This window comes from Cupriavidus sp. GA3-3 (genome assembly GCF_000389805.1).
Lineage (GTDB): Bacteria > Pseudomonadota > Gammaproteobacteria > Burkholderiales > Burkholderiaceae > Cupriavidus > Cupriavidus necator_D.
The window spans coordinates 1-21,849 of the sequence record NZ_KB944486.1 but is presented as its reverse complement, the minus strand read 5'-3'; the positions used below and the strand labels follow the sequence as shown (position 1 = coordinate 21,849).

The following is a 21,849-nucleotide window of genomic DNA, read 5'->3' as shown; positions in this document are numbered from 1 at the left end:
CTCAAGCTTTCCGCAATATCGCGGCACACCACGCGGCGGACTCTGCTTCCACCTGCTCATTCGGAATGCCGATGCCGGCACGCATCGAAGCCCTGCCTTCCTCAATCATCTGCTGGAAAAGGACCTCCTCGTCGCGTGCCTGCCGGCGCCGCGCCAGATACTCGCGCACCAGCGCTTCAGCAACCTGCGAGGTGGTAAGGCGCCCAGCCGCGGCCTCGGCTATGAATGCGTCACGTAATTGCGGGTTCAGCGTGAGAATGAACGGGGCTTCTTCCGACACCAGCATGTCCAATGTCCTTGTAATGACGAAGAATAGGCATTGTCGATACCAGGGCACCTGCGCGACTATGGGACACGTCTGAACTTGCCGCGGCCGATTCCTCCTACGCCGGCAGCGTCGTCGCCCCCACCCCCAGCACCCGCTGCATCAGCACCGTATCGATCCATTGCCCGTGCTTGAACCCCACCGCTTCCAGCCGGCCGACGGTGCGGAAGCCCAGGCGCTCATGCACGGCCAGCGAACCGGCGCCTTCGCCGCCGGCGGTGCAGGCGATCACGGCGACCATCTGGCGCCAGGGACCGGTCTCGCAGCGGGCGACCAGTTCGGCCAGCAGGGCCTGGCCCAGGCCCTCGCCGACGCGGCGGTGGTCGATATAGATCGAATCCTCGATGGCAAAGCGGTAGGCGCTGCGCGCGCGGTAGGACGATGCATAGGCATAGCCCAGCACCTCGCCGTCGCGCACGGCGACCAGGTAGGGCAGGCCCTTGCGGTGGACTTCGGCAAAACGCAGCTGCATCTCGTCCAGGCTCGGCGGCGTTTCCTCGAACGAGGCGCGGCCGTGCAGCACATGGTGCGCGTAGATGGCGTGGATGGCAGGAACGTCGGCGGGTGTGGCGTCGCGCAGGGTGAAGGGTTTGCGCGTGCCGGCGGACGGCGTCGTGGCGGAAACGGTAGTGGAAGTCATCGGGAATGGCGCCCTATGCAAGGACTTGGGGCAACGCAGGATGCGTGCCGGCCACTTGCACCAGCGTGATGCTGCGCGAGGGCCGGTGTCTTGTATATAGTGCGGATTGATTTGCACCGCATTAGTGCCAACGCCCCGGGGCGGGGCACGGCAACGACAAGAAAGGACCCTGCCATGATCACCATCTACCACAACCCCCGCTGCTCCAAGTCGCGCGAAACGCTCGCCCTGGTCCAGGCCGCCAGCGAGCGGCTGGGCGAACCGGTGGAAATCGTGGAATACCTGAAAGAGCCGCCGTCGCTGGCCACGCTGCGCCAGTTGCACACCATGCTGGGCGTGCCGGTACGCGAGATGCTGCGCGACAACGAAGCGCCGTACGCCGATCTGGGCCTGGCCGATCCTGGCCTGACCGAGGCCGAGCTGCTGGCCGCCGTGGCCGACAACCCGATCCTGCTGCAGCGTCCGGTGGTGGTGCGCAACCGCCGCGCCGCGATCGGCCGGCCGCCCGAGAACGTGGCGCCGCTGCTGGCCTGAGCCAGCCCATGCACGGCACCAAATAAAACCGGCCCCCACGTGGTGGGGGCCGGCCGGTGCTTGAGGCAAACAGCTTCAGGCGGGTCGTCTAATGAACACCCAGCCAGTGCATGGCCTCCTGACCGAAAGCGATGGCCGCCAGTACGACCAGTAGCACCACCAGCGTCACCGTGCTGACGTATAGCGTGGCCTTGGCGACTTCGGCGTCCTCATCCGAGGTGTGGCGATGGGTGATAGGTGTGGCGCCCCGCGTGGCATGCGGCCAATGGATCCGGCCGGCCAGGTCTCTCAAGTGCAGGTCGGTATGAAAACGCATGATCGACACCTCCTCGGCAGGCGCCGCGCGATCCGGGCAACATGGCTCAAACGGCATATGGCGTGGCTGCGCAAGTGCGCCGGATAGTCTGTGGCTCGTTTCGCCCGGTACGCCATATCCGCTTCTACTATAGGCGCGCTGGCGTGGGATGCGAACGCAAAGCCTGCAAGGGGCGTGCCGCCGTGGCTGCCGCGGCGCAGCAACCGTTCAGGGCTGCCCGGACGAAGGTGAGGGCTCGCTAGCGTCCGCTGCGGCATCGGACGCCAGGCTGGCCAGTGCGGCCTCGCGCTCACGCAGCGTAGCGAGCATGTTGCAGAACAGCGCACCCTGTTCGAGCGCATCGTCCAGCGCCACATGGGTGTGCGGCAGCGGATCCATCCAGGCGGCCGGGAAGGCCGCCTTGACGGTCTTGCGGTAGGGGCGCCCGGTCAGCGCAAAGCCCAGCGTCTTGATGTCGAGGGCGGCCCAGCCAAAGGGCGAGCGCCCGGCGAACCGCATCATGTACCAGAACATCCAGGTGAAATCGAAGCCGGCCGGAAAGGCCACGAAGACCGGCTTGCCGGGCAGGCTCTCGACCCATTCGACATAGCGGACCATGGCGTCCTCGGGGCGCTGCAGGTCGCGCCGGCAGGCGCTCCAGGCTTCGGGCTGGGTTTGCCACCACTGCATCTGCACCGGGTGGCCGGCGGCGCCGGGCAGGGTCTCGAGGTTGGCGGAGAACGTGCCCACCACGGTCTTGTCCGCCAGCATTGCCGCGGACGCGAACGACAGCATCGAATGCGGGCCCGGGATCGGGCCGTCGGCTTCCACGTCGGTGCTGACGTAGATCTCCGGGCGGGTGTCGGGCACCTGTCGCTTGGCCACGGCCTCAGCCCACGTCGGTCAGGTGATCGGCCACGAACGGGTTGTTGCGGCGTTCCTCGCCGAAGGTGGAGACCGGGCCGTGCCCGGGAATGAAAGTCACGTCCTCGCCCAGCGGCCACAGCCGCGTGCGGATCGAGCGGATCAGATCGGCATGGTTGCCGCGCGGGAAGTCGGTGCGGCCGATCGAGCCGGCGAACAGCACGTCGCCCACCACCGCCAGCCGGTTGGCGCGCGAGAAGAACACCACGTGGCCGGGCGTGTGGCCGGGGCAGTGGTAGACCTCCAGCGTCTCGTTGCCGAACTGCACGGTGTCGCCGTTCTCCAGCCAGCGGTCTGGCTCGAAGCTCTCGGCGTGGCCGAAGCCGAAGCGGCGCGTCTGCTCGGGCAGCTGCTCGATCCAGAAGCGCTCGTCCTGCTGCGGGCCTTCGATGGGGATATCCAGCTCGCGCGCGAGCGCTGCGGCGCCGGCGCAGTGATCGACATGGCCATGCGTCAGGAAGATCTTTTCCAGCGTGACGCCTTGCTCCCTGACCGCCTCACGGATGCGATCCAGGTCGCCGCCGGGATCGCAGACCGCGGCGCGGCCGGTGCTTTCATCGATCAGCAGCGAACAGTTTTGCTGGAAGGGCGTGACGGGAATGAGCAGGGCTTTCATGGACGATTTCTTGTGCGCCGGGCGCCTTCTGGCCGGGCGCCACGGAGTGGCCCGCACGGACGGCGGGCGGTGCCCAGCATTGTAGCGCCGGGCGGCGATTCACCGCCCGCGATGCAAGTCGTGTGCTTTATGCATTACCCGCGCGAAAGCCCCGTCTCGGGCGGGAATCCCTTGCCACAAGCGGGATTCCGGGCAGATAGGTCATGATCGTGCGAAATCGCACAGATTTCGTAACAAAATGAAAGAGATAGTCGTAAAGAGTCAATGTTAGACTGCCGCCCATGTTACGGATCTCCGCTCTCGTTAAGCGCTGGCAACGGCTGGCCAAGCTCGGCGCATGCACCGCATGTGCCGTGGTGCTGGCCGCCTGTGCCACGCCCCCTGAAGGCGACAACGCAAGCAACGACAACGCTGGCGCCGTGCCCACGCGCGCGGCAAAGAACGGCAAGGCCGGCAAGACCGATCGCACCGACGCAGACAACAAGTCCGCGCGCGCCTCGGGCGGCGGCAGCTGGAACCTGTTCGGCTATGACGCGGATGAAGGCCGCAGCGGCAGCTCGCTGGACGGCCTGCGCGCCGACATCGGCACGTTCGAGCAGCGCGGCGTTTCGTCCTGGTACGGCAAGGGCTTCCATGGCCGCAAGACCGCCAACGGCGAACGCTTCGACATGCGCGCCATGACCGCCGCCCATCCGACGCTGCCGCTCGACAGCTGGGTGCTGGTGCGCAACCTGCGCAACAACAAGGTTGCAGTGCTGCGCATCAATGACCGCGGGCCATACCACGGCAACCGCGTGCTGGACGTGTCCTACGGCGCCGCGCGCCGCCTGGGCTTTGTCGAACGCGGCGCCACCAACGTCGAAATCCGCCGCCTGACGCGCACCGAAGTGGCCGCGCTGGGTCCGCAGATCGATGCCGGCGGCACCGAGGCCGGCGACGGCAGCGGCGACGACGACGTATCCGTGCCGGAACTGGCCAACTCGCTGGCGCCCGCCAAGGCGCGCAAGTCGACCAAGGCCGGCGGCAAGACCGTCAAGCGCACACGGCGCTGACCAGGGCAGCGCCGCCGCATGCCGCCGCGCGCTGACACCTCTGCTTTACCTTCCTCCTCCCGATCCCGGGATCACGCACGCACCGCGTCAGTCCTCTGCCTGCCCCGCGCGCTGCGCCAGCGCCAGCTGGTAGAGCGCATCGGTGCCGGCGCCGGTGATGGCGGCCGCCAGCTTGGCGGCGCGCTTGGCCGGCAGTTCCGCCAGCAGCAGCGCCAGCACGCGCTGGGCCTCGGCATCCGGCAAGCCATCCGCGGCAGTTGCGGCGCCAGCGCCTTCCACCACCAGCACGAATTCCCCCTTGGCCCGGTTCGGGTCGGCGGCCAGCCAGGCCGGCGCCTGCGCCACGGGCAGCACAGCGATGTCCTCGAACAGCTTGGTCAGTTCACGCCCGACCAGCAGCCGGCGCTCGCCTGGCAGGCCCGCGGCCAGCGCGGCCAGCGTGTCGGCAATGCGGTGCGGCGCCTCGTAGCAGACCCAGGCGTGGTCCAGCGCCGCCAGCCGGGCGATGGCCTCGGTGCGCGCCTTGGGCTTGCTGGGCAGGAAGCCGACAAAGGTGAAGCGGCCTTCGCCGGCATCGAGCATGTCGCCCGCCACCGACAGCGCGGCCACCGCGGCACTGGGGCCGGGCAGTGGCACCACCGGATGGCCGGCGGCGCGCACCGCCTCGACCAGGCGCGCACCCGGGTCGGAGATGCCCGGCGTGCCGGCGTCGGAGACGTAGGCGATGCGCTCGCCGGCCGCCAGGCGCGCCGCGATGCGGCCCGCGGCCTCGCGCTCGTTGTGCTCGTGCACGGCCACCAGCGGCCGCTGCAGGCCCACGCGCGACAGCAGCTGGCCGGTATTGCGGGTGTCTTCGCAGGCCACGGCGTCGGCCAGGCCGAGCACATGCAGCGCGCGCAGCGACAGGTCGGCGACGTTGCCGATGGGCGTGGCCACGACATAAAGGGTGCCGGCCGGGTAGGACTGGCTGGCCGCCAGGGAGATCCAGTCACTCATGCTTGAGAACTTCCGTTGATGCCATCATTCAAATCCACCACGCAGTTGCAAAACACACAGCTACGCGGTGCGCAGGCGGAGGACCGGGCCCTGGCACACCTGCGGCGCCAGGGCCTGGAGCCCGTGGTGCGCAATTATCGCTGCAAAGGCGGCGAGATCGATCTGGTCATGCGCGCGCCGGACGGCACGCTGGTGTTCGTTGAGGTGCGCCAGCGCAGCGGCCGGGGCTTCGGCGGCGCGGCCGCCAGCGTCACGCCGGCCAAGCAGCGGCGCGTGCTGCTGGCAGCAGCGCACTACCTGGCCACGCTGGCGCAGGTGCCGCCGTGCCGCTTCGACGTGGTGGCCCTGGAACCCGGCCGGCTGGACTGGCTGCAGCATGCCTTTGACCAGGATGCCGCCGGGGCTGGTTCATAATGCGCGGCAGACCCTAAGGTACGATCCGCGGATCGCAATGGCAACAACAAGGCCCCAGAGCCATGAGTATCGACAGTATCCAGCAACAGTTTCTAGACAGCGCCGAGACCAAGCGACAGGCCGCGGCGGTGATGGCCCCCTATATCGACGCCGCCGTGGAACGCATGGTCGGCGCGCTGACCAGCGGCAACAAGATCCTGGCCTGCGGCAACGGCGGCTCCGCAGCCGATGCGCAGCACTTTGCCGCCGAACTGGTCGGGCGCTTCGAGCGCGAGCGCCCCGGCCTGGCCGCGATCGCGCTGACCACCGACAGCTCGATCCTGACCGCGATCGGCAACGACTATGACTTCAGCAAGGTGTTTTCCAAGCAGGTCGAGGCGCTGGGCCAGCCCGGCGACATCCTGCTGGCGCTTTCCACCTCGGGCAATTCTGCCAACGTGATCGCCGCCATCGAAGCCGCGCGCCAGCGCGAGATGGCCGTGGTTGCGCTGACCGGCAAGGGTGGCGGCACCATCGCCGGCCTGCTCGATGAATTCGATATCCACCTGTGCGTGCCGAGCGAGCGCACCGCGCGCATCCAGGAAGTGCACCTGCTGACCCTGCATTGCCTGTGCGACGGCATCGACGAGGCACTGCTCGGGGAAGCCTGATGCTGCCTTCCTCCCATTCCCAACATCCAGCCACAGCAAGGACCGCATGACGAACCTGCCCACTACGCAAGCCCCCCGGAACGGCGCCGGCGCGCGCCATCCTTCCCGCACCGCCGGCCTTGGCCGCGCCAGCCTGGCCGCGGCGGCCGTGCTGGTCTGCGCCACCCAGCTCGCCGGCTGCTTCCCCGTGATCGCCGGCGCCATGGGGACCGGCGTGGCCATGGCCACCGACCGCCGCCCGGCCGCCACCCAGACCGTGGACCGCGGCCTGCAGCTCGAGGCCGAGAACACCATCAACTCGCGCTACCGCGGCCAGGCCCGCGTCAACGTGACCGTGTTCAACCGCAAGGTGCTGCTGACCGGCGAAGCCAGCAACGACACCGTCAAGCAGCAGGTCGAGCAGTATGTGCGTGGCCTGCAGAATGCGCGCGTGGTGATCAATGAGCTCGAGGTCGTCAACTCGCCGGGCTTCATGACCCAGAGCCAGGACGCCTACCTGACCAGCAAGGTCAAGACCCTGCTGATGACCGCCGACGGCGTGCCGTCCAACTCGATCAAGGTCACCACCGAGAAGAGCGTGGTCTACCTGCTGGGCGTGGTCACCGCCGCCGAGGGCGACCGCGCCACCGACGTGGCGCGCAATGCCTCGGGCGTGACCAAGGTGGTCAAGGCCTTCGACTACGTCAACGACACCGAGCGCGCGCGCCTGGACTCGGCTTCCACCTCGCAGAACCCGTCGTTCGACGGCAATGTCGGCACGCCGGCGCCGGTGCAGTCGGTGCCGGGCGTGGGCGGTCCGATCGATGCGCCGGCCGGGGCCGCCACGGGCACCACCGCGACCACCAGCCCGGTCGCCGCACCGGTGACTTCGCCGGTGACGCTGCCGCCGGGCCGCAACCTGCCCTGAGCACGCGCCCGGCCCAGCTTCCCGGGCCGGTTCCGACGGCGTCCGCTCATGCGGACGCCGTTTGTCCTTCTGCGGTTTTCACCGCACACGGTCCCTGCCCGATGTGCTACGGTAGCCACGCCGGCCGCCCCCAAGCGGAACCCAGCGCCGGCCCTACACGGAGCGAGACCATGACAATCTTCCCCCGGCCCGCTGTGTTGCTGCGGCTGGCGCTGCTGGCCGCGGCGCTGTGCGGCGCCCAGCCGGCGCTGTCGGCAGACAGCGCCGCCCCTGCCACCGATGCCGCGCTGCGTGCGCGCAGCCAGGCCGCCGCCTGCACCAGCTGCCACGGCCCTGCCGGGCGCGCGCCGGCGGGCAGCACGATCCCGCCGCTGGCCGGCCGCCCGCAGGCGGAACTGGCCGCGCAGATGCAGGCCTTCAAGGCCGGCACGCGGCCGGCCACGGTGATGCACCAGATTGCCAAGGGTTACAGCGACGACCAGATCGCGGCCATCACGGCGTGGTTCGCCGCGGTGCGCTGACAGCGGGGACTACCATGCAAAGACGAAGCTTCCTGGGCGCCGCGGGCGCCGCAGTACTGGGTTCGGTCGGGGTCGGGTCGGCACGCGCCGCGGCGCCGGCCAGGGTGGTGGTGGTGGGTGGTGGCTACGGCGGCGCCACCGCCGCGCGCTACCTGCGCGAGTGGAGCGGCCAGGCGATCGAGGTCACGCTGGTCGAACCCAATCCGGCCTTTATCTCCTGCCCGCTGTCGAACCTGGTGCTCGGCGGCAGCCGGCAGCTGGCGGACCTGACCTTGCCGTACGACGCGCTGGTGCGCCGCCACGGCGTGCGGCTGGTGCGCGATACCGCCGTGGCCATCGACCCGGCCAAACGGACCGTGCGCCTCGCGGGCGGCGCCACGCTGCCCTACGACCGCCTGCTGCTGTCGCCCGGCGTCGAAATGATGAGCGATGCGCTGCCCGGGCTGAAGCAGCCCGGCGGCGACCAGGTCCTGCACGCCTGGAAGGCGGGCCCGCAGACCGTTGCGCTGCGCCGCCAGCTGGAGGCCATGCCGGACGGCGGCACCTATGCCATCAGCGTCCCGCTGGCGCCCTACCGCTGCCCGCCGGGACCCTACGAGCGCGCCTGCCAGGTGGCGTACTACTTCAGGCAGCACAAGCCGCGCAGCAAGGTGCTGATCCTGGACGCCAACCCCGACATCACCTCCAAGGCCGGGCTGTTCCGCAAGGTGTGGGCGTCGCAGTACCCGGGCATGGTGGAATACCGGCCGCAGTTCAACGCGGTGGATGTGGACCCCGCCACGCGCACGCTCAAGTTCGAGGTGCAGGACGACGAGCGTGCCGACGTGCTCAACGTGCTGCCACCCCAGCGCGCCGGTGCGATCGCGGTGTCGGCGGGGCTGGCCACGGCCAATGGCAAGTGGTGCGAGGTGGACTTCGTCACCTTCGAGTCGCGCGCCGCGGCCAATATCCACGTGATCGGCGATGCCATCCAGATCGCGCCGCTGATGCCCAAGTCGGGCCATATGGCCAACCAGCATGGCAAGGTCGCGGCCGCGGCCATGGTCGCGCTGCTGTCGGGCCGGGCACCCGACCCGCAGCCGCTCTACAACAACACCTGCTACAGCTTCACCTCCGACCGCGAGGCGGTGCACGTGGCCAGCGTGCATCGCTATGACGCGGCGCAGAAGACCATGGTCACGGTGCCGGGATCGGGCGGGCTGTCGGAGGCGCCGAACCAGCTCGAAGGCGACTACGCACTGGCATGGGCCAAGGGCATTTGGGCGGAGATGCTGGGGTAGGTGCAGGGCGGGCCATGCCCCGAAGGCCGGGGGCTGCTACCCTACGGGTTTTGTCCGGCACTGTGCCGGGCCGCGCCCCCAGCCCCCTCATGCAAGCCAGAGACCGTCTACTCGCCCTCGCCATCGTCTGCGTCTGGGGCGTCAACTTCGTCGTCATCAAGGTTGGCCTGGCGGACATGCCGCCGATGCTGCTGGGTGCGCTGCGCTTCCTGCTGGTGGCGTTCCCGGCGATCTTCTTCGTGCCGCGCCCGCGCGTGCCGTGGCGGCTGCTGCTGGCCTACGGCGTCACCATCAGCCTGGGCCAGTTCGCCTTCCTGTTCTACGCCATGGCGGTCGGCATGCCGGCCGGCCTGGCCTCGCTGGTGCTGCAGTCGCAGGCCTTCTTCACGCTGGCCATTGCGGCGCTGTGGCTGGGCGAGCCGGTGCGCTGGCACAACATCGCGGGCATGGCGGTGGCGGCGGGCGGGCTGGCCCTGATCGGGGCCGGTGCCGGCAGCGCCGGCGGCATGAGCGTGGCGGGCTTCGTGCTGACGCTGTGCGCGGCGTTCTGCTGGGCCAGCGGCAATATCGTCAGCAAGAAGATCGGCCCGGTCGACCTGCTGGGGCTGGTGATCTGGGGCGCGCTGATCCCGATCGTGCCGTTCGCCTTGCTGTCGCTGTGGGTCGAGGGCCCGGCGCGCATCGTGCAGAGCGTCACCCATGTGTCGGGCATGGCCGTGTTCGCCGTGGCCTACCTGGCCTTTGCGGCGACGGTGTTCGGCTACACCATGTGGGGCCGGCTGCTGACGCGCTACCCGGCCAGCCAGGTGGCGCCGCTGACGCTGCTGGTGCCGGTGGTGGGGCTGGTGTCGGCGCATGTGCTGCTGGGCGAGGACCTGTCCGGCGCGCAGTGGGCGGGCGCGGCAGTGGTAATGGCCGGGCTGCTGCTCAATGTGTTCGGCCAGCGCCTGTGGGCGGGCAGGGCGCTGGCGCGCCGCTGATCCTCCCGCCGCACTTATGCTGTGCTGCATCAGTGGGTAAACACTATATGCGCATTCACGCATATACGAATATATTGGATGCCATGGAAGAGCTGGATCGCGTATTCGAAAAGGTATCGGGCTACTTCAGCCTGTTGGCGGAGCCGACGCGGCTGAAGATCCTGCACGCCTTGTGCGATGGCGAGAAGCCGGTCAGCACGGTGGTCGAGACGGTGGGTTCGTCGCAGACCAATGTGTCGCGGCATCTCAACGCGATGTACCGCTCGGGCGTGCTGTCGCGCCGCAAGGAGGCGAACCTGGTGTTCTACGCCATTGCGGACGAAAGCGTGATCGAGCTGTGCCGCACGGTCTGCGTGCAGGTGGCGAGCCGGCTGGAGGACAGCGCCTTGCCCTCCGGCGTGGTCGACCGCTTCATGGCACAGCCGGCACCCGAAGCCCCGGCGCGCAGGCGGCGCACCGCAGGCTAGCTCAGCTCTTCCGGTAAACGGATCGCTGCCGCACCCGCTGCAGCGGCCCGATAACAGGCACGCCGACCGGTCCAAGGGCCGTGGCGAGCGCGCCGGAGGAGACCGATTTGCAGGAACGGAACCGGCCCGGGCGCATCGTGCCCGCGCCCGAGCACTTCGTCAGCGCATCGCTGCAGCAGGACATCGGCCGGCACGGCCTGGACGCGCCGCGGCGCGACTTCCTGCGCAAGAGCTTCCTGGGCGCGGCCGCGGGGATTGCCGCCGCCACGGCGGGCCGCCAGGCACTGGCAGCCGACGGCGATCCCGCCATCGTGCAGCCGCAGCCGTGGGCCACCTCGCTCGGCCAGCCGGTGGCTGCACGCCCGTACGGGCAGCCCTCCGTGCATGAGAAAAACCTGGTGCGGCGCGAGTCGCCGGGCCTGACGCGCGTCTCCGCCGCTTCGGTGGCCTTCGCGCCGCTGCAGGGCTTCTTCGGCATCATCACCCCCAACGGCCTGCATTTCGAGCGCCACCACCAGGGCTGGCACGATATCGACCCGGCCCGCCACCGCCTGATGCTCAACGGCCTGGTGCGCACGCCGCGCGTCTACACCATGGACGACCTGATGCGCCTGCCGGCGGTGTCGCGCATGCATTTCATCGAATGCGGCGCCAACACCGGCATGGAATGGGGCAACGTGGCCGTGCCCACGGTGCAGTACACCCACGGCATGCTGTCGTGCTGCGAGTTCACCGGCGTGCCGCTGCGGGTGCTGCTGGACGATGCCGGCGCCGACCTGCGCCGCGGCCGCTACCTGCTGGCCGAAGGCGGCGATGGCTCGTCGATGACGCGCACCATCCCGATGGAGCTGGCCGACGAGATCATCGTCGCCTGGGGCATGAACGGCGAGATGCTGCGCCCCGAGAACGGCTATCCGCTGCGGCTGGTGGTGCCGGGCGTGCAGGGGGTGTCGTGGGTCAAGTGGCTGCGCCGGCTGGAGCTGGGCGACCAGCCCTGGAATGCGAAGGACGAGACCATCCACTACGTGGACATGATGCCGGACGGCAAGCTGCGCCAGTACACCTCGATCCAGGAGTGCAAGTCGGTCATCACCACGCCTTCGGGCGGGCAGCAGATGGTGGGCAAGGGCTTCTACAACATCAGCGGGCTGGCGTGGTCGGGGCGCGGGCGCATCAGGCGTGTCGATGTCTCGACCGACGGCGGGCGCAACTGGCGCAGTGCGCGGCTGGAGGCGCCGGTGCTGTCCAAGTGCCTGACGCGCTTCAACCTGGACTGGGTCTGGGACGGCGGCCCCGCCATCCTGCAAAGCCGCGCCATCGACGACACCGGCTATGTGCAGCCGAAGCTGGGGCAGCTGCGCGCGGTGCGCGGCACGCGCTCGATCTACCACAACAACGCTATCCAGAGCTGGCAGGTGGCGGCAGGCGGCGAGGTGTCCAATGTCCATGTGGGCTGAACTCAGGACCGCCGCCGCCCTGGTGCTGGCAGCCGTCAGCGCCGCCCCGGCGTGGGCGGGCACGGCCGACGCGCGTGCGGCACTTGGCCGCACCGCCACGCCCGCCGAAGTCGCCGCGTGGGACATCGACGTGCGCCCGGACTTCCAGGGCCTGCCCAGGGGCAGCGGCACGGTGGCGCAGGGGCAGAAGGTCTGGGACGGCAAGTGCGCGTCGTGCCACGGCGACTTCGGCGAATCCAACGAGGTGTTCACGCCGCTGGTCGGCGGCACCACCGCCGAAGACATCAGGCGCGGCCGCGTGGCCGGCATGACCGGCAACCAGCCGTACCGCACCACGCTGATGAAGGTCAGCACCGTCAGCACGCTGTGGGACTACATCCACCGCGCCATGCCGTGGAACGCGCCCAAGAGCCTGAGCGTGGGCGACGTCTACGCGGTCACCGCCTATATGCTGCACCTGGGCGAGGTCGTCCCGGCCGACTTCACGCTGTCCGACGCCAATATCGCCGAGATCCAGCGGCGCATGCCCAACCGCGACGGCATGACCACCGGCCACGGCCTGTGGCCGGGGCGCGGCCGCCCGGACACGCGCAATACGGCCTGCATGAAGGATTGCGCCGGCAAGGTGGCGATTACCTCGTCGATACCGGATTATGCCCGCGATGCCCATGGCGAACTGGCGCAGCAGCAGCGGAGCTTCGGCCCGGTGCGCGGCGTGGCCGCGGGCAATACCGTATCTAAAAGTGCTGCATCAGCTCCTTCGGAGCCGGCCGCGCCGGGCGCGCGGCTCACCAGCCAGTACCAGTGCATGGCCTGCCATGCGATGGACCGCAAGCTGGTTGGGCCGTCCTTTGCCGACATCGCCGGCAAGTACAAGGGCCAGGACGCGCATGGCGCGCTGGCGCGCAAGGTCAAGGCAGGCGGGCAGGGCGCATGGGGCAGCGTGCCGATGCCGGCGCAGCCACAGATCCCGGATTCCGACGTGCAGGCCATGGTGGGCTGGATTCTTGAGGCAAAATAGCGGACTGGCCACCGCAGTGCCCCCGGGCGGCGGCCAGTGTGTGCCGCGAAGCCATTGCAGTACGGCCCAGCGGCCTTTGCCGTCCCCACGGCTTTACAGAGCTTGGAGAGCTTAACAATGAAGCAGTTTGTCATCGCAGCGCTGATGCTCGGCGCCGCCGCATCGGCCCACGCGGTCGATGCCGCCAAGGCACAGGAGATCGCCAACAAGAACGCCTGCATGGGTTGCCACCAGGTCGACAAGAAGCTGGTCGGACCTTCCTACAAGGAAGTGGCCGCCAAGTACAAGGGCGACAAGAACGCCCTGGCGACGCTGACCAAGAAGGTCAAGAGCGGTGGCTCGGGCGTCTGGGGCCCGGTGCCGATGCCCGCGAATGCGGCGCTCAACGACGCCGACCTGAAGACCGTGGTCGAGTGGGTGCTGGCTGGCGCCCCCGCCAAGTAAGCCTTACCGACCAGGCGGGCAGTCCGCCGATGCACCAGGCCGGGCGGTGAATGCCGCGCGGCCAGGCCAGACCAGCGGCCGGCCATGTACCGGCCGCATGAAGCAGATCCCCGAAGCGGTCATCGACCGACTGGAACGGAGTAGCCGGAGAGCAGAAACATGAATTCCAAACGACGAGAAGTGCTGCGGGTCACCGCTGTCCTGTCGCTGATGGCCGCCACCGGCCTGATCAGCGAGGCGCAGGCGGCCGAGTGGAACAAGAACGCCTTTGACGGCAAGAGCGTTGCCGACGTGATCAAGGCGCTCGGCGGCAGCGGTACCGAGAAAAGCACCGCCATCACCTTCACCGCCCCCGATATCGCCGAGAACGGTGCCGTGGTGCCGGTGGCCGTGACCAGCACCATCCCGGATACCGAGCAGATCGCGATCCTGGTGGAAAAGAACCCCAACACGCTGGCCGCCGACTTCATCATCCCGGCCGGCACCGAGCCGTTCGTCTCCACGCGCGTGAAGATGGGCCAGACCTCGGTCGTGCATGCCGCGGTCAAGGCCGGCGGCAAGTGGTACGTGGCATCGAAGGAAATCAAGGTCACGCTGGGCGGCTGCGGCGGCTGACGCCGCGCCCCGGATCGAGATTCCCAAACTGCAACAGGAGAAACACATGGCAGACCCGATGCGCGTACGCGCCACCGAAAACGGCGGCGTGGTTGACGTCAAGATTCTGATGAAGCACGACATGGAAACCGGCCAGCGCAAGGACGCATCCGGCAAGGCCGTGCCGGCCTGGCATATCCAGACCGTGACCGCCCAGTGCAAGGGCAAGGAAGTGTTCCGCGCCCAGTTCGGCCCGGCGGTGTCGAAGGACCCGTTCCTGAACTTCAAGTTCAAGGGCGGCGCCAAGGGCGACAAGGTCGCAGTGACCTGGATCGACAACAAGGGCGACAAGCGCACCGACGAAGCGACCATCGCCTGACAGCCGTTCCGCGGCCGGCAGGCCATGCCGTCCTCTGCTAAGGTTCGGGACGGATGCCGGGACTGGCCCGGCGGGAAGGAACAACATGCGGCGAGCATTTATTCGAGCATCGGCGGCACTGGCCGCCATCGGCCTGTCGGCAAAAGCCGCGGCCCAGGCCGCGCCGGCTGCGGGCAAGGGCGGGCGCATCAAGGTGGTGTACCAGCTGTCGGAAGGCATCGACCAGGCGGTGCGCGCGATGGGCAACCTGCGCAACCACCTGAACGGCGCGCCGGGAACGAAGATCGTGGTGGTGGCGTTCGGCTACGGCATCGATTTCCTGGTCGAAGGCGCCAAGGATGCGCGCGGCAACACCTTTGACGGCCCGGTGGGCGCGCTGGCCTCGGCCGGGGTGGAGTTCCGCGTGTGCCGCAACACGCTGACCGCACGCAAGATTGCGGAATCGAGCCTGTTGATGGAAGCCAAAGTGGTACCGGCCGGCGTGGTCGAGATTGCGCGCCTGCAGGCCGAAGAAGGCTACGCCTATATCAAGCCCTGAGCCGGGCGGCGTAGCTTCCGGCAACAAGAGAGAGAACGGCCCGCCACGGTGCGAGGCCGCGAGGAGAAGCCCCATGAACACCATCCGAAGCCTGGCCCGGCGCGCCGCGCTGGCCGCGGCGGCCACCGCTGCGGTGGCCTCAGCTGCCGCCGTGCATGCGCAGGGCAGCACCGCCGACGAAATCGCCAAGTACCGCCAGATGCTGGCCGAAGGCAATCCCGCCGAATTGTGGGAAGCCGCAGGCGAAGAACTGTGGAAGAAGCCGGCCGGCCCGAAGAACGCCTCGCTGGAACAATGCGACCTGGGCAAGGGCCCGGGCGTGACCAAGGGCGCCTACGCCGAGCTGCCGCGCTACTTCAAGGACGCCGGCAAGGTGATGGACCTGGAGCAGCGGCTCGCCTACTGCCGCATGACGCTGCAGGGGCTGACCAGGGAAGAGGCAACGAAGAACCCGTTCTCGTCGTCGGGCAAGCCGTCCGAGATCGAGCGCCTGGTGGCCTACCTGACCGGCGAGTCGCGCGGCGTGAAGATGAACGTGCAGCTCGGCCATCCCGAAGAAAAGCGCACCTATGCGCTGGGCGAGAAGATGTTCTTCTACCGCGGCGGCGCCTATGACTTTGCCTGCGCCACCTGCCATGCGGTGGACGGCCAGCGCATCCGCCTGCAGGACCTGCCCAACCTGCTGACCGACAAGGGCGCGCAGGCGGCCTACACCACCTGGCCCGCCTACCGCGTCTCGCAGGGCGAGGTCCGCACCATGCAGCACCGCCTGTACGACTGCCTGCGCCAGCAGCGCTTTCCCGAACCCGCCTATGGCTCGGACGTGATCACCGCGCTGACCATGTTCCTGGCGAAGAACGCCAACGGCGGGACCTACGACGGTCCGGCGATGAAGCGCTGACCAGTACGGGAGAGACAACATGCAACGACAACACCAGGCACTGGCCATCGCGGCCCTGGCCACCCTGCTGGCAAGCGGCGCCCACGCGCAGGACAGCGCCAAGGCCCGCGCGCCCAAGGGCAAGCCCGCCGCCGTCAGCGGTGCCGATATGAAGCACCTGATCGAGGACTCGTTCTCGTCGCGCGGGCCGGTCACGGTCGAGGGCGTGCTCAACCAGGACGGCATGCAGCAGGCCTGCAGCCAGTACCCGGACCGCACCAAGGTGCCGGCAAAGCTTGCCAAGAAGATCGAAGCGGCCGAGCTCAAGCAGGTGAAATACCCCGCCGAAGACAAATGGCTGGGCGACTGGAAGGAAGGCGAAAAGGTCGCCCAGAACGGCCGCGGCATGCAGTTCACCGACCAGGTCGGCGGCACCAACGGCGGCAATTGCTACGCCTGCCACCAGATGACCAAGGCCGAGATCTCGTTCGGCAATATCGGCCCGTCGCTGTACCAGTACGGCAAGCTGCGCGGCAACTCGCAGGAAGTCATCAAGTACACCTGGGGCAAGATCTGGGACTCCAGCGCCTACGCCGCCTGCTCCAACATGCCGCGCTTTGGCCACAAGGGCATCCTGACCGAGGCCCAGATCCGCGACGTGATGGCGCTGCTGCTCGACCCGGCCTCGCCGGTCAACCAGTAAGGCCGATGCGCGCGCCTGCCGTGCTGCTGCGCTGGCTGCTGGCCTTCAGCCTGACCGGCGCCGCAGCTGGCGCGGCAGCGCTGGAGGTCGGCGACACCGTGCGCCTGCCCGACGTGCGCACGCTCGACGGACGCACGCTCAGCGCTGGCGCGCTGGCCGGCAAGCCGCTGGTGGTCGAATACTGGGCCTCGTGGTGCCCGTTCTGCGCGATGCAGAACCCGCGCCTTCAGAAGCTTTACGAACGCACGCGCGGCACGCCGCTGCAGGTGCTGACCATCAGCATCGACAAGGATCCGCGCGAGGCTGCCGACTACATGAAGAAGCGCGGCTACACCTTCCCGGCGACGATGGATTCGCTCGAGCTGCAGGCCGTGTTCGGCAAGCGCAAGGGACTGCCGGAGCTGTACGTGATCGACGCGCGCGGCCGCGTGGCGCAGAAGGAAGTGGGCGAAATGCTTGAAGACGACGTGGCGGCGCTGGAGCGGTACGCGCGGCCATAGTTTTGCGATGGCGGACGCCCGCGCCAGGGCCGACCGCCAGCGCCAATTCCAGGAAGAGACATGAACCGACGCGAGTTCCTGCAGGTGCTGGCCATTGCCGGCGCCGGCGGCATGACGTTCCCCCATCAAGACGCGCACGCCGCGCAGGCCGCCGAGGCCATGTACGACCTGCCGCGCTTCGGCAACGTCCACCTGCTGCATTTCACCGACTGCCATGCGCAGCTGCGGCCGGTGTATTTCCGCGAGCCCAACGTCAACCTGGGCATCGGCGACTATGCCGGCAAGCCGCCGCACCTGGTCGGCGACGCGCTGCTGCGCCAGTACGGCATCCGCCCCGGCACGCCGCAGGCGCATGCGTTCACCTACCTGGATTTCAACGAGGCCGCGCGCCGCTATGGCAAGGTCGGCGGGTTTGCGCACCTGGCCACGCTGGTGAAACGGCTGAAGGCGGACCGGCCGGGCGCCTTGCTGCTCGATGGCGGTGATACCTGGCAGGGCTCGGCCACCGCGCTATGGACCAAGGGCCAGGACATGGTCGACGCCGCGCTGGCGCTGGGCGTGGACGTGATGACGCCGCACTGGGAGATGACCCTGGGCGCGGACCGCGTCAAGGAGATCGTCGACACGGACTTCAAGGGCAAGGTCGCCTTCCTGGCGCAGAACGTCAAGACCAACGATTTCGGCGATCCGGTGTTCGATCCGTACGTGATCCGCGAGATCAACGGCGTGCCGGTGGCCATCATCGGCCAGGCGTTCCCGTACACGCCCATCGCCAACCCGCGCTACTTCGTGCCGGACTGGACCTTCGGCATCCAGGAAGAGAACCTGCAGCAGGTCATCGACGCAGCGCGCGGCAAGGGCGCGCAGGCGGTGGTGCTGCTGTCCCACAACGGCATGGATGTGGACTTGAAGCTGGCCTCGCGCGTGCGCGGGCTCGATGCCATCCTGGGCGGCCATACCCATGACGGCATGCCCGCGCCGGTGCCGGTGAAGAATGCCGGCGGCACCACGCTGGTGACCAATGCCGGCTCCAACGGCAAGTTCCTCGGCGTGCTGGACTTTGATGTGAAGGGCGGCAAGGTCGCGGACTTTCGCTACCGGCTGCTGCCGGTGTTCGCCAACTACCTGCCGGCCGATCCCGCCATGGACGCGCTGATCAGGAAGGTACGCGCGCCCTATGAGCAAAAACTGGGCGAAGTGCTGGCCGTCAACCGCGGCCTGCTGTACCGCCGCGGCAATTTCAATGGCACCTTCGACCAGCTGATCCTGGACGGCCTGATGCAGGCCCAGGGCGCGCAGATCGCGTTCTCGCCGGGCTTCCGCTGGGGCACCACGCTGCTGCCGGGCGAGGCCATCACCATGGAACACCTGATGGACCAGACCGCCATCACCTACCCGTACACCACGGTGACGCAGATGAGCGGCGAGACCATCAAGACCATCCTGGAAGACGTGGCCGACAACCTGTTCAACCCCGACCCGTACTACCAGCAGGGCGGCGACATGGTGCGCGTGGGCGGGCTGCAGTACACCATCGATCCGACCGCCGGCATGGGCAAGCGCATCAGCGACATGCGCCTGGCCGGCAAGCCGCTGGAAGCCGGCAAGACCTACAAGGTGGCGGGCTGGGCCCCGGTGGCCGAAGAGGCGCGCCAGGCCGGCGGCGCGCCGATCTGGGACGTGATGGCGCAGTGGCTGCGCAGCACCAGGGAAGTCAGCGCCCGCCCGCTGAACCTGCCGCGCGTGCGCGGCATGGACGGCAATCCGGGCATGGCCGTCTGATGTTGTGCGGCCCCGTCACGCGCCGCGCAGAGGATTGAAGGGCGCTGCGGTATTACGCTACAATCAACCGCCACGGGCCGATAGCTCAGCTGGGAGAGCGCTGCGTTCGCAATGCAGAGGTCGGGAGTTCGATCCTCCTTCGGTCCACCAGGATTCGCCTTATAAAACAACGCACTACGTCTAGCGATGTAGTGCGTTGTTTTGCTTTGAAGAGCGTCTTTTTGCACATCGCGTGTGGCAAATTTGTGGCATTCAACCAACGTGCCACGCCGGACGCAGTGCATGACACTGCGCAACACTGCTGATAGACTTTGCGTGCCCGACAAGCGCGGGCATCTGCATCTGACACCGTGATCTCACACCCCCAAGGCCGGGCTTCGGTGTCGCCCAGGTCAACTACCGGCCAACTGCGCTTGCGTGCGGTTGGCTCGATGACTCAAGAGCCCCGTTTGCACTGCGGGCTCGACTCGACATCGTGATTTCACACACTCAAGGCCGGGCCCCGGTGTCGCCCTGGTCAATCACCGAGTAGTCCAACGGCGCTACTGCTCGATGACCCTAGCCGGCTTACTGGGTTATCGAAATGGGACAGCCTTCTGTCGCAGCAATTCCGGCCGCTCTACTGACGGTCGATCAACTGGCGAAATGCCTCCACAAGTCGGTTGCTAGCGTTCGCAGTGACGCGACGCGCAATCCACGATCCCTTCCTCCGATTTGCCGGCTGCCTGGTACGAAGCGACTGCTTTGGCGACTCGAGGACGTTGAGCACTGGCTTGCCCAGCATGTTGCGCTATCCAGCACCAGCCAAGAGTCCTCGACACATACTCGACAGCTGCCGAGACGTGGTCGTCCAACCAAGGCCGAACAGATTGCCAAGCAGCGAACACAGGCTTCGCTTACTTCGGCAGGGCGTGGTTCGGCTACCGCGAGGGGGTGAGCGATGGCCCTTGCTGGTACTGAGGTCGAAACGCATGTGCAGGGCAAAAAGCGAGATTCTCTTGCGTTCATTCATCAGATGGCTGCCGACGCAGTCGTGCGCATTGCGGCGAAAAAAGAGCAGGAGGCGGCTTCGCCGAAGCGACTCTTCTTGCCAGGCCTTGACGACTTCATGCGGGCCATGCCGAACCACATAGCTCGGTCAAGCCTGTTCGCGCCGGTCGGGAATGGAATGAAGTCACTTTACAAGGACGCTGTACTCGAGAGCCGCGCAGATGCCCGAATCATTTTTTCTGGTGAGCAACTCGACGAGTCGCAGGCTGACGTTTGGATGCAGGCTATGCATGAAGCCTCAAAAGTCCCGCTCGGGGAGCCCGTCACCATCACCCGAAAGCGGTTTCTGGAGTCAATCGGGCGCCATGTTGGCAACTGGGAATACGATTGGTTGTACCGAACGATGCGTGCGCTGAGTTTTGCCATGCTAACGATAGAGGTGCGCTCAGGCGACACGGTAAAGCTGAAAATCGGCACGACACCAAAGAGTGATGCTCTGCACATGATTGATGGCTTGGCCTTCGATCCGGAGACGGATGAATACAAGTTGCGTATTGATCCACGATGGCACGCGATGTATAGCAATCGGGAGTGGGCCAGAATCGACTGGAGCAAGCGTATGCAGTTTGCGCAGGGACAGCACATGGCAAAGGCTCTGCAGCGTCTAGTGGCGACCTCGAACGAGACTACGCAGAGACACCAGCTAGAGTGGCTAAAGCGCAAGCTTGCGTACACAAGTCCGATGCGGAAATTTAGGCGATCTCTCAAGGCGACAATGCTCGAGCTGGAACGCCTGAAGATTGTGGCCGGAGGGCGAATCGAGCGTAGCACTAAAGGGAAAGAGCAAGCCGTATGGACGAAGCTCTAGTCGTCGGGATCGCGTTCCACCTTTGGGGTAGTGTCCCGCCCTCGGGGTAGCGTTCCGGCTCTATCGGGGTAGCGTTCCTCCATATCGGGGTTGCGTTCCGTACTTTCGGGGTTGCGTTCCAGGGCGGCGGTCAGAAGCCAAGCGGCTACAGGCTTTCCACGTCGTCCGCAGCCCTCTACCTTCTTTCTACTTATCTCTACCTACCTTGATCTGTGGATCAGTCTGCCACACGCGCATAAGGCGGAGCGCGTCGCGGTATGGCGGCCCTATTTGTTCAACGCCAAGAAAGATGACGGCTTGCCATGCGTCATCTGTCACAGCGTTATTTTGCGCATCCTGCCAGGTTACAAAAGCAGACCTTGTCTTTCGCGGAGTCGCAAGAGCACTAACTTCGTGCGGACAACCGATCGACACGGCGATTGGCGCAGATGGCAAGCCAAGCGGCCATGTGTCCTTTTGAAGGACCTCGGGCTAAGCATCTGACGGATCTCTCTCTCCTCCCGGAGGCGTTCAGCCAAGTGTCTGCGAGGAATGGTCATTGAGGTTCAGTAAAGACGTAGCAAAGCATCAACAAAGTATGGATGCCGAAGGCGAGAAAGAAAGAACAAAGATGGTCTAGGAGCGGCAATGATTCTACTCCGCTTGAGATGCTGGGCTGAACCGCCCCGGATTTTGAGGAGGCTCCAATCTTTGAGAGAATGGAGCCATGAGGAAGTCAGTGAAGTTTTCCCCCGAGGTCCGCGAGCGCGCCGTGCGCATGGTGTTCGAGCATCGTGGCGAGCACGAATCGCAGTGGGCTGCCGTGGTGTCGATCGCAGCAAAGATCGGCAGTACTCCGCAGACCTTGTTGAATTGGGTTCGCCAGCATGAGCGTGACAGCGGCCAGCGCGCGGGCACAACCACGGCAGAAGCCCAACGCATCAAGGATTTGGAGCGCGAGGTTCGCGAACTGCGCAAGGCCAACGAGATCCTGAAGCTGGCCAGTGCGTTTTTCGCCCAGGCGGAGCTCGACCGCCGATTCAAGTCTTGAGGGACTTCATCGACGAGTACCGAGGCACCCTCGGGGTCGAGCCGATCTGCAGGGTGCTGCAG

26 protein-coding genes, 1 tRNA gene, 1 pseudogene and 1 other annotated feature are annotated in these 21,849 nt (G+C 67.2%); of the genes and pseudogenes, 22 read left to right on the top strand and 6 right to left on the bottom strand.

The window, feature by feature from the left end:
- Position 1 precedes the first annotated feature (1 nt).
- On the bottom strand, positions 2-286 hold the full coding sequence (locus C265_RS20725; protein WP_010812136.1) for a hypothetical protein: 285 nt from the start codon (positions 284-286) through the stop codon (positions 2-4).
- Positions 287-383: 97 nt separating this feature from the next.
- Positions 384-965, bottom strand: coding sequence for a GNAT family N-acetyltransferase (locus tag C265_RS20720; protein WP_010812135.1), 582 nt, complete (start codon positions 963-965; stop codon positions 384-386).
- Between the two features lie 174 nt (positions 966-1,139).
- Between C265_RS20720 and arsC the strand changes: the two genes are divergently transcribed.
- Positions 1,140-1,499 (top strand): arsenate reductase (glutaredoxin), encoded by a 360-nt coding sequence (arsC, locus tag C265_RS20715; RefSeq protein ID WP_010812134.1) that lies wholly within the window; start codon positions 1,140-1,142, stop codon positions 1,497-1,499.
- 88 nt (positions 1,500-1,587) lie between these two features.
- Here the strand turns inward: arsC and C265_RS20710 are convergent, their stop codons facing one another.
- From C265_RS20710 to C265_RS20700, 3 genes are all read right to left on the bottom strand, one after another.
- Positions 1,588-1,815 carry a hypothetical protein gene (locus C265_RS20710; protein ID WP_010812133.1) on the bottom strand — a complete coding sequence of 76 codons (228 nt, stop codon included), beginning with the start codon at positions 1,813-1,815 and terminating at the stop codon, positions 1,588-1,590.
- A gap of 207 nt (positions 1,816-2,022) precedes the next feature.
- Entirely contained in the window at positions 2,023-2,679 is a 657-nt protein-coding gene (locus tag C265_RS20705; RefSeq protein ID WP_010812132.1) for a hypothetical protein, read from the bottom strand.
- A 4-nt stretch (positions 2,680-2,683) separates the two neighbouring features.
- Complete coding sequence (locus C265_RS20700; RefSeq protein WP_010812131.1) at positions 2,684-3,334, bottom strand: MBL fold metallo-hydrolase; 651 nt, start codon at positions 3,332-3,334, stop codon at positions 2,684-2,686.
- Positions 3,335-3,615: 281 nt separating this feature from the next.
- On the opposite strand from C265_RS20700, the gene C265_RS20695 reads away from it, so the two are divergent.
- Complete coding sequence (locus tag C265_RS20695) at positions 3,616-4,386, top strand: septal ring lytic transglycosylase RlpA family protein (protein ID WP_176844251.1); 771 nt, start codon at positions 3,616-3,618, stop codon at positions 4,384-4,386.
- Positions 4,387-4,473: 87 nt separating this feature from the next.
- On the opposite strand, the gene rsmI is transcribed toward C265_RS20695, so the two are convergent.
- Positions 4,474-5,382 (bottom strand): 16S rRNA (cytidine(1402)-2'-O)-methyltransferase, encoded by a 909-nt coding sequence (rsmI, locus tag C265_RS20690; protein ID WP_010812129.1) that lies wholly within the window; start codon positions 5,380-5,382, stop codon positions 4,474-4,476.
- Positions 5,383-5,400: 18 nt separating this feature from the next.
- Between rsmI and C265_RS20685 the strand changes: the two genes are divergently transcribed.
- The 20 genes and pseudogenes from C265_RS20685 to C265_RS20590 all read left to right on the top strand — a co-directional run.
- Positions 5,401-5,796, top strand: a complete 396-nt coding sequence (locus C265_RS20685; RefSeq protein WP_010812128.1) for a YraN family protein — start codon at positions 5,401-5,403, stop codon at positions 5,794-5,796.
- 62 nt (positions 5,797-5,858) lie between these two features.
- Positions 5,859-6,446: a phosphoheptose isomerase gene (locus tag C265_RS20680; protein WP_010812127.1), complete on the top strand. Its 588-nt coding sequence runs from the start codon at positions 5,859-5,861 to the stop codon at positions 6,444-6,446.
- A 46-nt stretch (positions 6,447-6,492) separates the two neighbouring features.
- Positions 6,493-7,353, top strand: coding sequence for a BON domain-containing protein (locus tag C265_RS20675; RefSeq protein WP_010812126.1), 861 nt, complete (start codon positions 6,493-6,495; stop codon positions 7,351-7,353).
- Between the two features lie 170 nt (positions 7,354-7,523).
- Positions 7,524-7,874, top strand: a complete 351-nt coding sequence (locus C265_RS20670) for a c-type cytochrome (protein ID WP_010812125.1) — start codon at positions 7,524-7,526, stop codon at positions 7,872-7,874.
- Between the two features lie 14 nt (positions 7,875-7,888).
- Positions 7,889-9,154, top strand: a complete 1,266-nt coding sequence (locus C265_RS20665; protein ID WP_011616200.1) for an NAD(P)/FAD-dependent oxidoreductase — start codon at positions 7,889-7,891, stop codon at positions 9,152-9,154.
- A gap of 89 nt (positions 9,155-9,243) precedes the next feature.
- A complete protein-coding gene (locus C265_RS20660; RefSeq protein ID WP_010812123.1) occupies positions 9,244-10,134 on the top strand; it encodes an O-acetylserine/cysteine exporter in 891 nt (296 codons plus the stop codon).
- A 47-nt stretch (positions 10,135-10,181) separates the two neighbouring features.
- Entirely contained in the window at positions 10,182-10,601 is a 420-nt protein-coding gene (locus tag C265_RS20655) for a metalloregulator ArsR/SmtB family transcription factor (protein WP_011616199.1), read from the top strand.
- Between the two features lie 107 nt (positions 10,602-10,708).
- The gene (gene soxC / locus C265_RS20650; RefSeq protein WP_010812121.1) at positions 10,709-12,058 is read left to right on the top strand and encodes a sulfite dehydrogenase; all 1,350 of its coding nucleotides are present in this window, start codon (positions 10,709-10,711) and stop codon (positions 12,056-12,058) included.
- Positions 12,042-13,079 carry a c-type cytochrome gene (locus tag C265_RS20645; protein ID WP_011616197.1) on the top strand — a complete coding sequence of 346 codons (1,038 nt, stop codon included), beginning with the start codon at positions 12,042-12,044 and terminating at the stop codon, positions 13,077-13,079. The genes soxC and C265_RS20645 overlap by 17 nt, the downstream gene beginning before the upstream one ends.
- A gap of 117 nt (positions 13,080-13,196) precedes the next feature.
- Positions 13,197-13,523, top strand: a complete 327-nt coding sequence (locus C265_RS20640) for a c-type cytochrome (protein ID WP_010812119.1) — start codon at positions 13,197-13,199, stop codon at positions 13,521-13,523.
- 159 nt (positions 13,524-13,682) lie between these two features.
- A complete protein-coding gene (soxY, locus tag C265_RS20635; RefSeq protein ID WP_010812118.1) occupies positions 13,683-14,138 on the top strand; it encodes a thiosulfate oxidation carrier protein SoxY in 456 nt (151 codons plus the stop codon).
- A gap of 46 nt (positions 14,139-14,184) precedes the next feature.
- Complete coding sequence (soxZ, locus tag C265_RS20630) at positions 14,185-14,496, top strand: thiosulfate oxidation carrier complex protein SoxZ (RefSeq protein WP_010812117.1); 312 nt, start codon at positions 14,185-14,187, stop codon at positions 14,494-14,496.
- Positions 14,497-14,581: 85 nt separating this feature from the next.
- The gene (locus C265_RS20625) at positions 14,582-15,034 is read left to right on the top strand and encodes a DsrE family protein (RefSeq protein ID WP_010812116.1); all 453 of its coding nucleotides are present in this window, start codon (positions 14,582-14,584) and stop codon (positions 15,032-15,034) included.
- A gap of 73 nt (positions 15,035-15,107) precedes the next feature.
- Positions 15,108-15,935 carry a sulfur oxidation c-type cytochrome SoxA gene (gene soxA, locus C265_RS20620; protein WP_010812115.1) on the top strand — a complete coding sequence of 276 codons (828 nt, stop codon included), beginning with the start codon at positions 15,108-15,110 and terminating at the stop codon, positions 15,933-15,935.
- A gap of 19 nt (positions 15,936-15,954) precedes the next feature.
- Positions 15,955-16,617 (top strand): sulfur oxidation c-type cytochrome SoxX, encoded by a 663-nt coding sequence (soxX, locus tag C265_RS20615; RefSeq protein ID WP_010812114.1) that lies wholly within the window; start codon positions 15,955-15,957, stop codon positions 16,615-16,617.
- A gap of 5 nt (positions 16,618-16,622) precedes the next feature.
- On the top strand, positions 16,623-17,117 hold the full coding sequence (locus C265_RS20610; protein ID WP_010812113.1) for a TlpA disulfide reductase family protein: 495 nt from the start codon (positions 16,623-16,625) through the stop codon (positions 17,115-17,117).
- A gap of 60 nt (positions 17,118-17,177) precedes the next feature.
- Positions 17,178-18,899, top strand: coding sequence for a thiosulfohydrolase SoxB (gene soxB / locus C265_RS20605; RefSeq protein ID WP_010812112.1), 1,722 nt, complete (start codon positions 17,178-17,180; stop codon positions 18,897-18,899).
- Between the two features lie 74 nt (positions 18,900-18,973).
- Positions 18,974-19,049: transfer RNA gene (locus C265_RS20600), tRNA-Ala, on the top strand.
- Between the two features lie 790 nt (positions 19,050-19,839).
- Positions 19,840-20,757: a plasmid replication initiator TrfA gene (gene trfA, locus C265_RS20595; protein ID WP_010812110.1), complete on the top strand. Its 918-nt coding sequence runs from the start codon at positions 19,840-19,842 to the stop codon at positions 20,755-20,757.
- A gap of 706 nt (positions 20,758-21,463) precedes the next feature.
- Positions 21,464-21,849 (top strand): annotated as a pseudogene (locus C265_RS20590) (transposase); the annotation flags it as partial.
- Positions 21,742-21,849: a sequence feature (AL1L pseudoknot), on the top strand. This feature is flagged as partial in the annotation. It overlaps the preceding pseudogene by 108 nt.

Coding starts and splice junctions, on each gene's coding strand:
- C265_RS20725 (WP_010812136.1), bottom strand. CDS start 286: ATGCTGGTGTCGGAAGAAGCCCCGTTCATTCTCACGCTGAACCCGCAA.
- C265_RS20720 (WP_010812135.1), bottom strand. CDS start 965: ATGACTTCCACTACCGTTTCCGCCACGACGCCGTCCGCCGGCACGCGC.
- arsC (WP_010812134.1), top strand. CDS start 1,140: ATGATCACCATCTACCACAACCCCCGCTGCTCCAAGTCGCGCGAAACG.
- C265_RS20710 (WP_010812133.1), bottom strand. CDS start 1,815: ATGCGTTTTCATACCGACCTGCACTTGAGAGACCTGGCCGGCCGGATC.
- C265_RS20700 (WP_010812131.1), bottom strand. CDS start 3,334: ATGAAAGCCCTGCTCATTCCCGTCACGCCCTTCCAGCAAAACTGTTCG.
- C265_RS20695 (WP_176844251.1), top strand. CDS start 3,616: ATGTTACGGATCTCCGCTCTCGTTAAGCGCTGGCAACGGCTGGCCAAG.
- rsmI (WP_010812129.1), bottom strand. CDS start 5,382: ATGAGTGACTGGATCTCCCTGGCGGCCAGCCAGTCCTACCCGGCCGGC.
- C265_RS20685 (WP_010812128.1), top strand. CDS start 5,401: ATGCCATCATTCAAATCCACCACGCAGTTGCAAAACACACAGCTACGC.
- C265_RS20680 (WP_010812127.1), top strand. CDS start 5,859: ATGAGTATCGACAGTATCCAGCAACAGTTTCTAGACAGCGCCGAGACC.
- C265_RS20675 (WP_010812126.1), top strand. CDS start 6,493: ATGACGAACCTGCCCACTACGCAAGCCCCCCGGAACGGCGCCGGCGCG.
- C265_RS20670 (WP_010812125.1), top strand. CDS start 7,524: ATGACAATCTTCCCCCGGCCCGCTGTGTTGCTGCGGCTGGCGCTGCTG.
- C265_RS20665 (WP_011616200.1), top strand. CDS start 7,889: ATGCAAAGACGAAGCTTCCTGGGCGCCGCGGGCGCCGCAGTACTGGGT.
- C265_RS20660 (WP_010812123.1), top strand. CDS start 9,244: ATGCAAGCCAGAGACCGTCTACTCGCCCTCGCCATCGTCTGCGTCTGG.
- C265_RS20655 (WP_011616199.1), top strand. CDS start 10,182: ATGCGCATTCACGCATATACGAATATATTGGATGCCATGGAAGAGCTG.
- C265_RS20645 (WP_011616197.1), top strand. CDS start 12,042: ATGTCCATGTGGGCTGAACTCAGGACCGCCGCCGCCCTGGTGCTGGCA.
- C265_RS20640 (WP_010812119.1), top strand. CDS start 13,197: ATGAAGCAGTTTGTCATCGCAGCGCTGATGCTCGGCGCCGCCGCATCG.
- soxY (WP_010812118.1), top strand. CDS start 13,683: ATGAATTCCAAACGACGAGAAGTGCTGCGGGTCACCGCTGTCCTGTCG.
- soxZ (WP_010812117.1), top strand. CDS start 14,185: ATGGCAGACCCGATGCGCGTACGCGCCACCGAAAACGGCGGCGTGGTT.
- C265_RS20625 (WP_010812116.1), top strand. CDS start 14,582: ATGCGGCGAGCATTTATTCGAGCATCGGCGGCACTGGCCGCCATCGGC.
- soxA (WP_010812115.1), top strand. CDS start 15,108: ATGAACACCATCCGAAGCCTGGCCCGGCGCGCCGCGCTGGCCGCGGCG.
- soxX (WP_010812114.1), top strand. CDS start 15,955: ATGCAACGACAACACCAGGCACTGGCCATCGCGGCCCTGGCCACCCTG.
- C265_RS20610 (WP_010812113.1), top strand. CDS start 16,623: ATGCGCGCGCCTGCCGTGCTGCTGCGCTGGCTGCTGGCCTTCAGCCTG.
- soxB (WP_010812112.1), top strand. CDS start 17,178: ATGAACCGACGCGAGTTCCTGCAGGTGCTGGCCATTGCCGGCGCCGGC.
- trfA (WP_010812110.1), top strand. CDS start 19,840: ATGGCCCTTGCTGGTACTGAGGTCGAAACGCATGTGCAGGGCAAAAAG.